Annotated in this window: 12 protein-coding genes, 6 tRNA genes and 1 rRNA gene; 10 read left to right on the top strand and 9 right to left on the bottom strand. The window is 36.3% G+C overall.

Annotation, left to right across the window (positions count from 1 at the left end; genetic code table 11):
* Positions 1–32: 32 nt before the first annotated feature.
* The 7 genes from rrf (at position 33) to PYW37_RS12710 (ending at position 674) form a co-directional block, all read left to right on the top strand.
* Positions 33–148 (top strand): 5S ribosomal RNA (gene rrf / locus PYW37_RS12740).
* Between the two features lie 3 nt (positions 149–151).
* Positions 152–224: transfer RNA gene (locus PYW37_RS12735), tRNA-Val, on the top strand.
* Positions 225–259: 35 nt separating this feature from the next.
* Positions 260–340: transfer RNA gene (locus tag PYW37_RS12730), tRNA-Tyr, on the top strand.
* A gap of 6 nt (positions 341–346) precedes the next feature.
* A tRNA-Trp gene (locus tag PYW37_RS12725) sits at positions 347–417 on the top strand.
* Positions 418–427: 10 nt separating this feature from the next.
* Positions 428–500, top strand: a tRNA-His gene (locus PYW37_RS12720).
* A gap of 6 nt (positions 501–506) precedes the next feature.
* Positions 507–578, top strand: a tRNA-Gln gene (locus PYW37_RS12715).
* A gap of 12 nt (positions 579–590) precedes the next feature.
* Positions 591–674 (top strand) — tRNA-Leu (locus tag PYW37_RS12710).
* Positions 675–805: 131 nt separating this feature from the next.
* On the opposite strand, the gene PYW37_RS12705 is transcribed toward PYW37_RS12710, so the two are convergent.
* The 3 genes from PYW37_RS12705 to PYW37_RS12695 all read right to left on the bottom strand — a co-directional run bounded on the left by PYW37_RS12705 (position 806) and on the right by PYW37_RS12695 (position 3,310).
* On the bottom strand, positions 806–1,099 hold the full coding sequence (locus PYW37_RS12705) for a hypothetical protein (RefSeq protein ID WP_003131256.1): 294 nt from the start codon (positions 1,097–1,099) through the stop codon (positions 806–808).
* A gap of 185 nt (positions 1,100–1,284) precedes the next feature.
* Entirely contained in the window at positions 1,285–1,989 is a 705-nt protein-coding gene (locus tag PYW37_RS12700) for a CPBP family intramembrane glutamic endopeptidase (protein WP_023190242.1), read from the bottom strand.
* A gap of 301 nt (positions 1,990–2,290) precedes the next feature.
* A complete protein-coding gene (locus PYW37_RS12695; RefSeq protein WP_044009584.1) occupies positions 2,291–3,310 on the bottom strand; it encodes an SDR family NAD(P)-dependent oxidoreductase in 1,020 nt (339 codons plus the stop codon).
* 124 nt (positions 3,311–3,434) lie between these two features.
* Between PYW37_RS12695 and PYW37_RS12690 the strand changes: the two genes are divergently transcribed.
* The gene (locus PYW37_RS12690) at positions 3,435–3,962 is read left to right on the top strand and encodes a TetR/AcrR family transcriptional regulator (protein ID WP_023190240.1); all 528 of its coding nucleotides are present in this window, start codon (positions 3,435–3,437) and stop codon (positions 3,960–3,962) included.
* Between the two features lie 41 nt (positions 3,963–4,003).
* On the opposite strand, the gene PYW37_RS12685 is transcribed toward PYW37_RS12690, so the two are convergent.
* On the bottom strand, positions 4,004–6,697 hold the full coding sequence (locus PYW37_RS12685) for a cation-translocating P-type ATPase (protein WP_025017234.1): 2,694 nt from the start codon (positions 6,695–6,697) through the stop codon (positions 4,004–4,006).
* A 128-nt stretch (positions 6,698–6,825) separates the two neighbouring features.
* Here PYW37_RS12685 and PYW37_RS12680 point away from each other — a divergent pair, with 128 nt between their 5' ends.
* Together PYW37_RS12680 and gap are read left to right on the top strand one after the other, a co-directional pair.
* Positions 6,826–7,347, top strand: a complete 522-nt coding sequence (locus tag PYW37_RS12680; RefSeq protein ID WP_003131246.1) for a DUF536 domain-containing protein — start codon at positions 6,826–6,828, stop codon at positions 7,345–7,347.
* A gap of 280 nt (positions 7,348–7,627) precedes the next feature.
* Positions 7,628–8,638: a type I glyceraldehyde-3-phosphate dehydrogenase gene (gene gap / locus PYW37_RS12675; RefSeq protein WP_003131244.1), complete on the top strand. Its 1,011-nt coding sequence runs from the start codon at positions 7,628–7,630 to the stop codon at positions 8,636–8,638.
* Positions 8,639–9,248: 610 nt separating this feature from the next.
* Here the strand turns inward: gap and PYW37_RS12670 are convergent.
* From PYW37_RS12670 to PYW37_RS12650, 5 genes are all read right to left on the bottom strand, one after another.
* Positions 9,249–9,419 carry a hypothetical protein gene (locus PYW37_RS12670; protein ID WP_012898380.1) on the bottom strand — a complete coding sequence of 57 codons (171 nt, stop codon included), beginning with the start codon at positions 9,417–9,419 and terminating at the stop codon, positions 9,249–9,251.
* Between the two features lie 225 nt (positions 9,420–9,644).
* Entirely contained in the window at positions 9,645–10,007 is a 363-nt protein-coding gene (locus PYW37_RS12665; RefSeq protein WP_044009585.1) for a hypothetical protein, read from the bottom strand.
* A 12-nt stretch (positions 10,008–10,019) separates the two neighbouring features.
* The gene (locus PYW37_RS12660) at positions 10,020–10,595 is read right to left on the bottom strand and encodes a hypothetical protein (protein ID WP_044009586.1); all 576 of its coding nucleotides are present in this window, start codon (positions 10,593–10,595) and stop codon (positions 10,020–10,022) included.
* Between the two features lie 161 nt (positions 10,596–10,756).
* Entirely contained in the window at positions 10,757–10,963 is a 207-nt protein-coding gene (locus PYW37_RS12655) for a hypothetical protein (protein ID WP_010906212.1), read from the bottom strand.
* Between the two features lie 214 nt (positions 10,964–11,177).
* Positions 11,178–12,812, bottom strand: a complete 1,635-nt coding sequence (locus PYW37_RS12650) for a DNA primase family protein (protein ID WP_044009587.1) — start codon at positions 12,810–12,812, stop codon at positions 11,178–11,180.
* Between the last annotated feature and the right edge of the window lie 6 nt (positions 12,813–12,818).

The following is a 12,818-nucleotide window of genomic DNA, read 5'->3' as shown; positions in this document are numbered from 1 at the left end:
TAGTTTTGAATGTTCAAGGTAACATTTAATGATTTGGTCATCATTGCGATGGAGATACACCTGTTCCCATGTCGAACACAGAAGTTAAGTCCATCTACGGCGGAAGTACTTGGGGGTTGCCCCCTGGGAGATAGGCGAGTGGCCAAGTTTTGGGAGTTTAGCTCAGCTGGGAGAGCATCTGCCTTACAAGCAGAGGGTCAGCGGTTCGATCCCGTTAACTCCCATTGGTTGTTTCAGCCATTAAGTGAATAAAGAGTTTGGAAGGGTAGCGAAGAGGCTAAACGCGGCGGACTGTAAATCCGCTCCTTCGGGTTCGGGGGTTCGAATCCCTCCCCTTCCATAGAAAACGGGCATCGTATAAAGGTAGTACAAAGGTCTCCAAAACCTTTAGTGTGGGTTCAATTCCTGCTGCCCGTGTTTCATTATGGCGGATGTGGTGAAGTGGTTAACACACCGGCTTGTGGCGCCGGCACTCGCGAGTTCGATCCTCGTCATCCGCCTTTTAATGGGGTATAGCCAAGCGGTAAGGCAAGGGACTTTGACTCCCTCATGCGTTGGTTCGAATCCAGCTACCCCAGTTGTTATGTTTCGCCGAAGTGGCGGAATAGGCAGACGCGCCAGACTCAAAATCTGGTTCCTTCACGGGAGTGCCGGTTCGACCCCGGCCTTCGGCATAACATAAAAGCTAACATGCCTATTGTTAGCTTTTTTTATATAATTAATTGGATTATTTTATAGTTAATAAAAAACTACTGAAAATTATTGAATTCAGTAGTTTTTTGTTATATTAAATGCGTTTTTAAAATCAGGAAAAGCGTAAAGCCTGAACTGAGAAGCTTGCTCCAGCAATGATAAAAATATAGCCAATAATCAAGGATTTGAGAATATTTCCGTCGCCATGAACGATTAGAGGAATCAAAAATCCTGCTAAGCACAGAATTGGGGTCCATGTTCTAGTTGCTAGATTATGCCAAGCTAAATAGAAAATTAATAGTGAAAGAATCGTCCCTACAGCTAGAAGTAAAATCAGTAGTGTAGAGTTGATTGCTGTTAAATTCCCATTTATCCAGAAGACACCATGTTTTAGTATCTCATCCACCTTTCTTCGGTAAGTCCCATCTATATCATACCTTTGCCAATCTACTTTAAAAAATGTGTGGTTAAAAATAATATAAGTGATGGTAATAATTAGTGAAAGGATAGAATATAGTAATAAGATCCATCTTTTAATATTATTTGGTTTGTTTATAAAATTTTTCATAGTTCTCCTTTTTACATTATTTTTTAATAAGGTAATAGTTTAAAAAATGTGTCTAGTAGTTTGATTGCAGGTCCACCTAAGAGATTCACTGAGCTATGGACAATCGCGCTCTCGATGAAATTATTTCTTTTTGAATAAACCCAAGTAATAATAAAAGAAAGAATGAGGTATGGAAGTAAGTACCAAGAAAATCCCGTATGGACAAGAGCGAAAAGTACAGAAGAGATTAAAAAGGCAACCTTTTTATTAGTTATTGAACCAAAAATATAACTTCTAAACAATAGCTCTTCCGAAAGTGGAACAATAATTCCTAAAATATATTTTTGACAAAGGATTGGTAGTTGGCCTAAAATATCCGACATACCAGTATCACTCGTCACGGAAGAAATAATTTGTGTTTTTAGGACAAGTACTGTTACTAGATAATTGGTTGCTAAAGTGAAAAACAAAATCCCCATTAGCCAAAAAATACGCTTTAAATTCCAGTTATTAAGTGTATTTTTTAGATATCCGAGCTTCCAAGCACTTATAAAAATGAGTATTAATACCAAAGTCATTAATAGTGGTAAGGTCCAAGAGGAATTAGTATATAAAAAATCGGTAAAGAAAAAGATTCTTTTATTAAAGAAATAGGCAAAAACTAAAACAAGAGGATATTGATAAAGAATGTTTAATAAAAGAAAAAATAGAATTCCTAAAATATTAAGTTTGTATTTTTTTAAAATCATGGCTGTTCTCTTATAAAAATTTTTAGTGAGTGTCACAGGTTCATCACTATAAATTTTTGAAGTTCATTTAAATTCTTCTTCATATGCATCTCCTTTGTTATAAAAAACTATATATTCAAACTATTTTGAATATATAGTATAATATTAGCACTTGATCAATACCATGTCAAAGAAGTTTGTGTATTTTTAATATAAATGCCATTATTTAATCAAAAGTAGTATGTATAATAAGTTTCATCTAATGAAAAAATAGATAAACTGACCTATTTATAATAGGTCAGTTTTATTTTATAGTAAGGGTTTATTCAAAATCCAGACCTGTTATATTTTTTGAAATCTGCCAAAGTCTATCTGCGTCATTGTGGTCTATTGCATGTGGACGTAAGCCTCCAGAAAAATTATTAGCTTCTTCTGATGTCATAAGTCTGGCAATATTAAGGTCTTCACAATAAAGACCACCCTTACCTTCTAAATCAGGGCTTGTTGAGGCCCAAAGAGGTGTTGCGGCACCTTGAGCGATTGTTTTTAAATAGCGATATTTACTTCGGTCAAAGCCGGATTTAAGTGCATTAAAAAATGCGGGGATATGAATTAATTTAAAATAGTCGGCTAGGTAGCGGAGCCAAGGGGTAATCGGTGAATTTTGACGACCAATATTTGTCATTGGAATCATACCAGGGTGGACGGCAAAACTTCTAATTCCATATTTTTTTCCTAGTTCATCTAGTTTTATTGAAAATAAAACGTTGGCAGTTTTAGATTGTTGGTAGCCTATTTGGGGATTATAGTTTTCTATTTTTTCAAAATTCCAATCTTCTAGTAATGGTGTCATTTGTTGAGCACGACTGGATAAATTTATAACTCTTGAGTTTTTTGCATTTTTTAAAGCGGGTAAAAGTTCCATTGTTAATTGATAGTGGCCTAGATGGTTTGTGGCAAAGTGATATTCTATTCCTCGTGAATCTCTTTTTAAAGGAAGGTACATTAATCCAGCGGAATTAATAAGAATATCTAGTTTTGAATTATTTTGCAAAAAACTTTCGGCAAATTGATGAATGCTTTCTGGATTGGTGAGGTCAAGGGGAAGAATGTCAATATTTTTTATTTTAGATAAATTTTTCTTGGCTACCTCCATTCTTCGGGCGGGGATAATAATTTTTGCTCCAGCACGTGAAAGTTGTTTGGTCATCTCTAAACCAATACCAGAATACCCACCAGTGATGATGATTGTTTTTCCTGAAAGATTAATATTTTTCATAACTTTATTTGCTGTTGTTTTATAATTAAATTTGTAGTTTGCTATTGGTTCTTGATTTGACATAATAAAATTTTCCTTTGTGTTATAATATTTATGTGATACAAGTGTAACAGCAAAAAAGAACTTTTACAATTAACTTTGGACGGTTTGTCTTTAAAAGTGACAACAAAATGAAAGTGTAACAGAAATGAAGCGAAAAGAGCAATATCAAGATTTTCATGACTTTATTATTGAAGGAATGATGTTGTGTTTAGAGAAATATACAATCAATGAATTGCCATTGACAGAAGTTTGCAAAAAAGCTGGGGTGAGTCGGATGACTTTCTATCGGCACTTCAAAAATAAGGAAGAAGTCGTATTAGAGTATTTTGAGCTAATCTATGATAAATTTCTCAAAGAACTTTTGGAGCTAGAAAGTATTAACTCACTTATTTTAAGTGAGAAGTTGGTGGGACTATTTGTTGAACAAGAAGAAGAAATAGAAAAAGCTGTCAAGGGGAATTATTATTCGCTGATTTTTCAGGTATTTGCTCAAAAGATGACTATTTTTTATAATGAAACAACGACTTGGGCTGATTATATAGGGACAAAGCAAAAATTTTGGAACGATTTTATGGCTGCTGGTTTATTTTATGTTTTAGGAAATTGGGTGAAAAATGGCTGTCAAGAGTCTTATGATGAAGTGGTGAAGATGGTTGTAGAATTCCATGAATAAGTGGACAGATAAAAAGGCTCAAGTTATTTTGAGCCTTTCTTTTAGCCAATAAATTTTTTCCCTTGTTTATTAAGAATCACTTTTGTAATTTCAATGACAAGGGTTGGGATTAAAGCTAAGATGATAGCTATCAGCCCGTGTATCATTGATAAAGGAGCAACTTCTAAGATGTTCATCAAAATAGGAACATTTGTAAAGAGAACGGTTATTCCTAGTGATAATAAGGTGGTACCAAAAATCATTTTATTAGTGGTAATTCCTCTTGTGAAGAGAGATTCATTACTTCTAGCGTTATAGACATTAATCGTAGAAGCAAGGGTTAATATCACAAAGGCCATTGTTTGTCCGAGTTGATGGTTGGGTGTCAATCCAGCGATTTCAATAAACCTACCAAGATAAAAACCAACTAGAGCAGTAATGATGAATGCTGTAGAACAAATGGCGATACGCCAGCTGACTCCTCTTGAGAAGATACTTTCTTTGACTCCAACAGGTGGCTGTTCCATGATATGACTGTCGGCTTTTTCACGTGAAAGTCCAAATCCGGGAATTCCATCAGCAAGGACATTGATGTAAAGGAGTTGAATTCCTGTAAAAGGCATTCCCCAACCGACAATTGCTCCAATGAGCATTGTTAGAATTTCAGCTACGTTTGCTGAGAGAAGGTAATAAATTGTTTTTTTGATATTGGTGTAAACGCGACGGCCTTCGCGAATGGCAGCGACGATGGTCGCAAAATTGTCGTCAGCAAGAATGATATCAGAAGCGGATTTTGCAACTTCTGTTCCAGCTATTCCCATTGCAGTTCCGACATCGGCTGCTCTTAAGCTAGGTGCGTCATTGACCCCGTCTCCTGTCATGGCGACGATTTGTTCTTTTTCTTGCCAGATTTTTACAATACGAAGTTTGTCTTCAGGACTTACTCGGGCATAGACCGAAATTTGTTCAATCGTTTGGCTAAGTTCATCATCTGTCATTGATTTGAGCGTTAAGCCGTCAATAGCTTTATCTCCGTCACGATAGATGTCAATTTGTTGAGCGATTGCTTTTGCTGTAAGCGCGTGGTCCCCTGTAATCATGATTGGTTTAATACCAGCAGCCCTTGCTTCTTGAACAGCGGCTTTTGATTCTAATCGTGGAGGGTCAATCATTCCCACGATTCCAAGAAAGGTAAGATTATTTTCTAATTCAGTTAAATCTTCTGGAACTTTATCGATGATTTTGTAAGAAAGAGCAAGAACACGTAGGGCTTGGTCAGCAAAAATATCATGTATTTTTTGGGCTTGACTCAATAAATCATTTGATAAGTGAGTGGAAGTCTCCTCGTTATTTGAAGAAAGGAGCTGTGGATGCTGTGCTTGATGTTGACTGCTTGGTGCAAGTCTATCAAAAGCGCCCTTGGTCAGTACAAGATATTTTTCATTATCTTGCGGATGTGGAATGACAACGGTCATTTTTTTGCGTGAACTATCAAAAGGGAGTTCGGCAAGTCGTTTTGGATTTTTTTCGGGTTCATAGAGGTCATGAGTAATTAAGAAGCGAATGATTGCTGCTTCGGTTGGGTCACCATGGATTTCCCAATCACCGTCAATGAGTTGTGCACTGGCGTTTGAGGCATAAGCAAAATTTTGTATTAAGGAAACTTCAGAGCTTGATAATTGACCTCCTGACCAACTCTCTTGTCCAGATAGCCAAAGTTTTTGAATGGTCATCTGATTTTGTGTGAGTGTTCCGGTTTTGTCAGAAGCGATGACTGTTGCGTTTCCAAGAGTTTCAACGGCAGGGACATTTCGGATAATGGCTTTTTTCTGAGCCATATTTTCTACACCGTAAATCAAACTGAGGGTAACAATAACTGGAAGTGTTTCTGGGACGGCAGCGACTCCTAAAACAACGGCGGTCATTAAATTATCAACAAAAGGAACATTTCCATACAAAAGGTTAATGACAAAGATTAAGATTCCAGCGGCAAAGGCAATGACTGCTAAGCGTTTGGCAAGTTTATCGATTCTTTTTTGAAGAGGAGTTTTTCCTTTTATTTGTTCGCCAATAAGTGTGGCAATTTGTCCCATTTGTGATTCTGAACCAACTGCGACAACGATTCCTTCGGCTGTTCCGTTAAGGATATTTGTTCCTGAGAAAACCATATTCAGTTGATCTCCAAGAGGAACTTCGTCAGTAATATCAAGGTCAGCATTCTTGTCAATGGGTTCTGATTCACCTGTCAGTGAAGATTCATCAACTTGCAGGCTATTACTTGTGAGTAAGCGAATATCAGCTCCAACTTGTACGCCGGCTGTCAGCTCAATGAGGTCACCGCAGACTAATTCACTTGAAGGAATAGTTTGGCGTTTTCCAGAACGAAGAACAGTTGAAGTTGGTGAGGAAAGCTCTTTGAGTGCAGCGAGTGCATTTTCCGCCCTGTTTTCTTGGAAGATTGAAACGAAAACGTTGATGGCAACGATAAGTAAAACAACAATTGTTTTAGTGTAGTTTCCGTTACTGATATAAGCCAAATAGGCTGAGAGAACACCAACTAAAATAAGAATGATATTCATGACTTCTAAGAGGTGATGAAGAAGTTTTTGAAAAATATTTGGGCCACTTTGTTCTTCAAAGTTATTATGACCGTATTTTATTCGTGAATTTGTGACTTGAGTTGGACTGAGACCAGTTTTAGTATTAATATCATAGAATTTTTTTATATTATCAATGGATTCTGTTTTATATTTCATATTTTTTAGCCCTTTCTTTTGGAAATTTACACTATAATATAATTATAATATATTTTTAATAATTCCTAGAACGATATGCAAATAAAATTTTTACAAAAGTCTGTATAATTAGCCGAAAATATGGTATTATGGATGATATGAAAACTAAAACAGTAAGTGAATTGGCAGAGCTTTTTGGAGTGACTCGCCAAGCGATGAATAAACGTGTTAAGTCGCTAGATACTAAATTTGTTGAAAAAAATGAGAAGAATGTAACAGTCGTTAATGCCGAGGGAATTCATGAACTTGAGGGACTATACGGAAAAGTGGTGACTGCCAAGGCAGAGGTTCTGGAAGAAAATGCTGACAAAGGTTCTGAGGTTGCGCTTAAGACAGATGATGCAACATCCGCAGCTTACGAAATGATTAGCGCTTTGATGAAAGATAAAAACGCTGAGATTGAACGTTTAAACAGTCAACTTATCTCCAAAGATCAACAATTAAACGTAAAAGATGCTCAAATTGCTGAAAAAGATGTACAGATTAAAAAACAGCAAGAGTTAATGGAAAAAGCTTTGACAGATCAAAAACAATTTTTTACGGATTTGCAAGAACAGTTAAAAACCACTGATAATAAGGGCTTTTTTGGGCGTTTATTTGGTAAGAAATAAATCATAAATTTGCTGAGCGTTTCATCAGTAAATTTTTTTTATTGCTTTTTTATAGAAGTGGAAGAAGAAACTATTCTTAAAAAGTACGAGCTTTTTTAATGTTAAACGCTTTCAAGAGAAGTGGACTTCTTTTGCTTTTGTAGAGCGCTTTCTAAGGGAGTTTATGTTTGCAAATTTTAAAAAAAGTGTTAAAATAAAAGAGTAAGTTAAATTGTTAACTTAGTCAATTTAAAAGGTAAGCCTTTTATAAAATCTAATCCCTATAAGGAGGAAACTACTAATGGTAGTTAAAGTTGGTATTAACGGTTTCGGTCGTATCGGTCGTCTTGCTTTCCGTCGTATTCAAAATGTTGAAGGTGTTGAAGTTGTTGCAATCAACGACTTGACAGATCCAGCAATGCTTGCTCACTTGCTTAAATACGATACAACTCAAGGTCGTTTTGATGGTAAAGTTGAAGTTAAAGATGGTGGTTTTGAAGTTAACGGTAAATTCGTTAAAGTTACTGCTGAATCTAACCCAGCTAACATCAACTGGGCTGAAGTTGGTGCAGAAATCGTTCTTGAAGCAACTGGTTTCTTCGCAACTAAAGAAAAAGCTGAACAACACTTGCACGCTAACGGTGCTAAAAAAGTTGTTATCACTGCACCTGGTGGATCTGATGTTAAAACAATCGTTTTCAACACTAACCACGAAGTACTTGATGGAACTGAAACAGTAATTTCAGCTGGTTCATGTACAACTAACTGTCTTGCTCCAATGGCTGATACTTTGAACAAACAATTCGGTATCAAAGTTGGTACAATGACTACAGTTCACGGTTACACTGGTGACCAAATGACTCTTGATGGCCCACACCGTGGTGGAGACTTCCGTCGCGCACGTGCTGCAGCTGAAAACATCGTACCTAACTCAACAGGTGCTGCTAAAGCTATCGGTCTTGTATTGCCAGAACTTCAAGGTAAACTTCAAGGACATGCTCAACGTGTACCAGTTCCAACTGGTTCATTGACTGAACTTGTTACTATCCTTAACAAAGAAGTTACAGTTGACGAAATCAACGCAGCTATGAAAGCTGCTTCAAATGAATCATTTGGTTACAACGAAGACCAAATCGTTTCATCTGATATCGTTGGTATCTCAAACTCTTCACTCTTTGATGCTACTCAAACTGAAGTTACTTCAGCTGATGGAGCTCAACTTGTTAAAACTGTATCTTGGTACGATAACGAAATGTCATACACTTCAAACCTTGTTCGTACACTTGCATACTTCGCTAAAATCGCTAAATAATTTTCCGATTTTAACGGTATAAAAACCAGTCTTCGGGCTGGTTTTTTTTGATTTAATAAAGGAGAGAAGATGGAAACACCAAAATGTATTCATTGTTCAATTGAATCCCTATAAACCATTAGAGGGAAACAGAGGGCATGAAAATCGTTTTATACAATTATGCAATAAAAAATGACCCATTAGACCACAATATACATGTTTTTAAACGTAGTAAAAAACGTAAAAAAACACGAACGTAGTAAAAAGCGTTAAAAAAATGAACAAATTTTTGTCAGGCAAGGGCTGTATATCCACGATATACGGCTTTTTTATTTTGTCTCTTTTTTAGCGAACGTAAAAAAATATTTTGAGATTCCCACGGTTGAGCGATTCATATTTTTTGAAATATGTCTAATATATTTTTTTATATATATCAGTCTAAAAAAAGGTAAGAATGAGATATAATCTGATATTAAACTCTAGTTCATTCATAATATAATCTTCCAAACAAAAAAGCCCGCTGAGAACGGGCTTTAAAAACTGATTTCTTAACTACTATTATATCATAGCCCTTTAGGGGACTTTTTATTTGTTTTATATTTTGTATTGCGATGAAACTAAACTTACAAGGCTATTTTTCACGATATCCTCGCATATAATTTTTCATATATTCAGGATTCTTTGTTTCCCATTTTTTACGAACTTTCTTACGAGCTTCTTTTCTACATTCTTCGCTACAATATCTTTCTTGCTTGGCGGTATTGAACAAATTTTTGCAAGTTTTGCACCGAATAACGCTCATTTTTCTTCCTCCTTTCTGCTTGTTAAACACATACTCAAGAAAAAATATGTACAGTGACGGCGTGAAGTACGAGCTGACCCAGAGGGAGGGGGATATGCCCCCATAGTTTCTTTAAAAATATTTTCAGATTTAAAAAATAAAATTAATAAATAATAAATTAATTTAAAAAATAAAATTAATAAATAATAAATTAATATAAATATTTTTTTTATTTATTTTTATTAATCATAAACCTTTTAGTAAGTTGCTCCATGCTTGCTTAGTTCGTTCCGTCTTGTCGGTATCGACTCCGTACTTGCTTTCATATTCAGATTCAATCTGTTGCATAGCTTTTTGTTTAGCGACTTTAATTTCTTTGTCACGCTTTAACTTACTATCATTGTAATTTCTTTCGGCAACTTGTTTCATCAATCCATTAATCTCATCACGTTCGGCGTTCGCCTTATCTCTCATCTTGTCAAAGGCTTCTTTGCTCCGCTGTCTGCTCGTCTCATCTATTTCTTTGCGTTCAATCTCTGCGCCTTTTCGGATGTCCTCAACCCAATTGCCTGTATGTTGTCGGTGGTTGTCTTTGATTGTTTCTATCATGGTGTCCCCTTTTTATTCTGCTGTCATATCATTGAGAAATGTGTTACCGAGATATTTAAAGTTATAAACGCTTCTGACTGTGTCGGCGCGTTTATACTCTACCGCTCGCGTTATTCTGGTACCGTTTGACGCGACTAAACAATCGGCGTCTTTATAAACATCATATTGTGCAATGCGTAACAACTCATCAGCTTTATGGTAGACCGCATTAGATTCATCAGCCAATGCCTTGAGTTCTGCCATTAGCTTAGCGCCCTTAATATTCAACTCATCTTGTAACTTATCGGCAGCCTTTTCAATATCTGAGACCAATTGATTATAATCATCTTTGGTTACTAATGGAGTGCTTTCCAATTTGTCTAACTGTTTTTGATACAATTCAATAGCGTGTTGAGACGTTGAAATATCCCCCTTGGCTTTATCATAAGCTACTAAGTCAGCGGTCTCCTCGGCTTTGATTAATTCCTCATTAGCGATTTTCAAGGCTCTTTCCGCTTTTTCTTTATTATTTTTAAACTTCTCAATTTCCAATAAATTACCGTCTTTTTGATTGATAAGTTCTGCTTCAATTTCTTCAAATGTTTTCATTATGGTTTCTCCTGTATTTATTTGTTAGTAAATATATATTATAATCGGAACTATTGATAGTCCCTGTAATCCCTTGTGTTTATTAGGTTGATAGCTGTTTTTATAAATTAATTAAAACAACTGATTTTGGTGGATGTCTTGCCCTCATTATCTCTCCTTTATTATTCTGGTACTGTACCAAGTGGCCCACGTTTTGCGACTTTAATCGCCACAACATGACTTCCATTAAATACGGTAGTGCCTAGTTTAAATAACTGGTCAGGGTCATCTTGCCATTTGCCAATGACTTTCATATTATCCAGTGTCTGATTAAAGACAAATGCTGATGAATCATTTACTGTATAAACCATAATTACCTTATCGCTCATTTTTTTCTCCTATTTTTTTATGTTAAGCTTCACTAAGTTTTGTCAGCAAATTCATTTTGTCGGACAGCGTGCTTTTTTCATGTTTTTATTTCCTCTGATAAATTCCTAGCGAAGTAGGAAAAGTACGGTAACACGGTAACAAAACTCTACAAACAGCTTAACCACGCGGTTTAAGTTGTTACCGCTAACGGTAACATGTTACCGAAGTACGGTATCATTTTCGCTTTTTCTTGCGTAAATAACCCTTAGTGACCTTTTTTTGTTTGTCTTCGTCCCAATGAAATAGCCGTCTAAAAAGCTCATATTCCTCGGCTCGGTGTAAGTCAATCGCTCTGTTAAAGCCTGCCGTATGAGGTCTTTTACTTGTTTTTTCCCACTCTTCTTTAATATGGTCAGGTAATTTAAGCTCAAACTCTCGCTTAGTAAAGGGCTTCACTCCCTCATCTTCACACCATGCACGATATAAGGCGCTTATAAAGGTGGTTGGTAGAAAATCACTGACGAACTCCTCAAACATATCATTTACAAAGGCTAGTACATTGTCATTAGAGATTTTAAAATCATTTAACAGCCCTTGTGTGGCTTTTGGTTCGTCAAATTTATCAAAATTAAGTGATAAGGCGATTTTAAGCACGTACTCTAAAACGTCTTTGCGTTTAATATAATCATCTTTGATTTTCCAGTTGTCATTATCTGACGTGAAAGACTTGTTAAAGGGAACAATAAGCAAACGCCTATAAGTTCCATTTGACTTATTTCTAAACTTCGGTAAAAAGTTAGTGGATTGAATGACTAATTTATTAAAGACGGCTAGTGTCGGTTGTTTTCCTTTCGCTTCAATCGGTACTGGGTCGCCAGTAACTACAGAAAAGTAGTTTCCTGCATTGTCTAAGTAACTGACTTGGCTATCATCTCCGATAATACAAGTTTTACCAACGACTTGGGAAAGAGAAAAGCGTTCAGAAAACTGTTCAGCTTTGACACTTGCGACGTTCTCACGTCCGATTAAGTTCATGATGAGGCTCTGAAATGTCCCTTTGCCGTCATTTCCTTTACCGACGAGCCAAACGCCTTTACGATAAGAATAGTTGCCGTTGGTACTTGCGGAAATAATCTGCCATAAAAGGCTAGCAAGTTCTTTATCTCCACTCATTAAATCATTGAGCCAGTCGTCTACGTTCCAACCGTTAATATTGGGTACTTTAGCCTTAGCGTTGTACTTGGTCGCAATGGTTGAGGTAAAGACGTACTTAGGACTAAATGGCTCTAATTGCTGTGTTTTCTTATTGAAAATGCCGTTCGCTACTGGGATTAAATGAGCTTCTGCGGTTTGTTGCTTAACCTCTGCTAAGGTTTCAAGTTTAAAGAGAACCTCTTTAGACCGTGCCTGACTGTATGACGGCTCTAGCCAATAAATGAGCCGATGAAAGAAGTTCTCATTTGTTTCATATATCCCTAATTCAGGATTATAAACGCCTAACAGTCCGCTTTGGTGGTCTAATTTGATGACTTTTAGCGTCTTATAGATGATTCTTGCTGTTTCTAAAGGGCTTAATGATTTCGGTGGCTTTCCGTCCTCTTTAGGTGTGCTTAAAAATAAGTTACGGTGTTCAAAGAATAGTTTTCTAACCGCTCTAAGCGTTTGAGTGTTTGCTTTGACATAATCAGGCTGATTAATGATTTCTTTTTCTTGTTCTAACCAGTCTGTCAAACTGTCTTGATAACCTGCGATATTGACGACTTTTTTGCCGTCTTCGCCATAATCTGTGAAGTCCTCTACTTTAGGCTTGGGGCTTCTTATATTGCTTTGTGGTGTTTCTGCCACAAGTTTATCTAATTGGTCAGCCATAACTTC

It is taken from the genome of Lactococcus lactis, assembly GCF_029023865.1.
In the GTDB taxonomy this organism is placed as follows: domain Bacteria; phylum Bacillota; class Bacilli; order Lactobacillales; family Streptococcaceae; genus Lactococcus; species Lactococcus lactis.
Note: the sequence above shows the minus strand (reverse complement) of the source record. Positions and strands in the feature narration are given on the sequence as shown.

What these genes read in the sequence shown, in the direction of transcription:
- PYW37_RS12700 (WP_023190242.1), bottom strand. Translation starts at nt 1,989, where the DNA reads ATGATTTTAAAAAAATACAAACTTAATATTTTAGGAATTCTATTTTTT.
- PYW37_RS12695 (WP_044009584.1), bottom strand. Translation starts at nt 3,310, where the DNA reads ATGTCAAATCAAGAACCAATAGCAAACTACAAATTTAATTATAAAACA.
- PYW37_RS12690 (WP_023190240.1), top strand. Translation starts at nt 3,435, where the DNA reads ATGAAGCGAAAAGAGCAATATCAAGATTTTCATGACTTTATTATTGAA.
- PYW37_RS12685 (WP_025017234.1), bottom strand. Translation starts at nt 6,697, where the DNA reads ATGAAATATAAAACAGAATCCATTGATAATATAAAAAAATTCTATGAT.
- PYW37_RS12680 (WP_003131246.1), top strand. Translation starts at nt 6,826, where the DNA reads ATGGATGATATGAAAACTAAAACAGTAAGTGAATTGGCAGAGCTTTTT.
- gap (WP_003131244.1), top strand. Translation starts at nt 7,628, where the DNA reads ATGGTAGTTAAAGTTGGTATTAACGGTTTCGGTCGTATCGGTCGTCTT.
- PYW37_RS12670 (WP_012898380.1), bottom strand. Translation starts at nt 9,419, where the DNA reads ATGAGCGTTATTCGGTGCAAAACTTGCAAAAATTTGTTCAATACCGCC.
- PYW37_RS12665 (WP_044009585.1), bottom strand. Translation starts at nt 10,007, where the DNA reads ATGATAGAAACAATCAAAGACAACCACCGACAACATACAGGCAATTGG.
- PYW37_RS12660 (WP_044009586.1), bottom strand. Translation starts at nt 10,595, where the DNA reads ATGAAAACATTTGAAGAAATTGAAGCAGAACTTATCAATCAAAAAGAC.
- PYW37_RS12655 (WP_010906212.1), bottom strand. Translation starts at nt 10,963, where the DNA reads ATGAGCGATAAGGTAATTATGGTTTATACAGTAAATGATTCATCAGCA.
- PYW37_RS12650 (WP_044009587.1), bottom strand. Translation starts at nt 12,812, where the DNA reads ATGGCTGACCAATTAGATAAACTTGTGGCAGAAACACCACAAAGCAAT.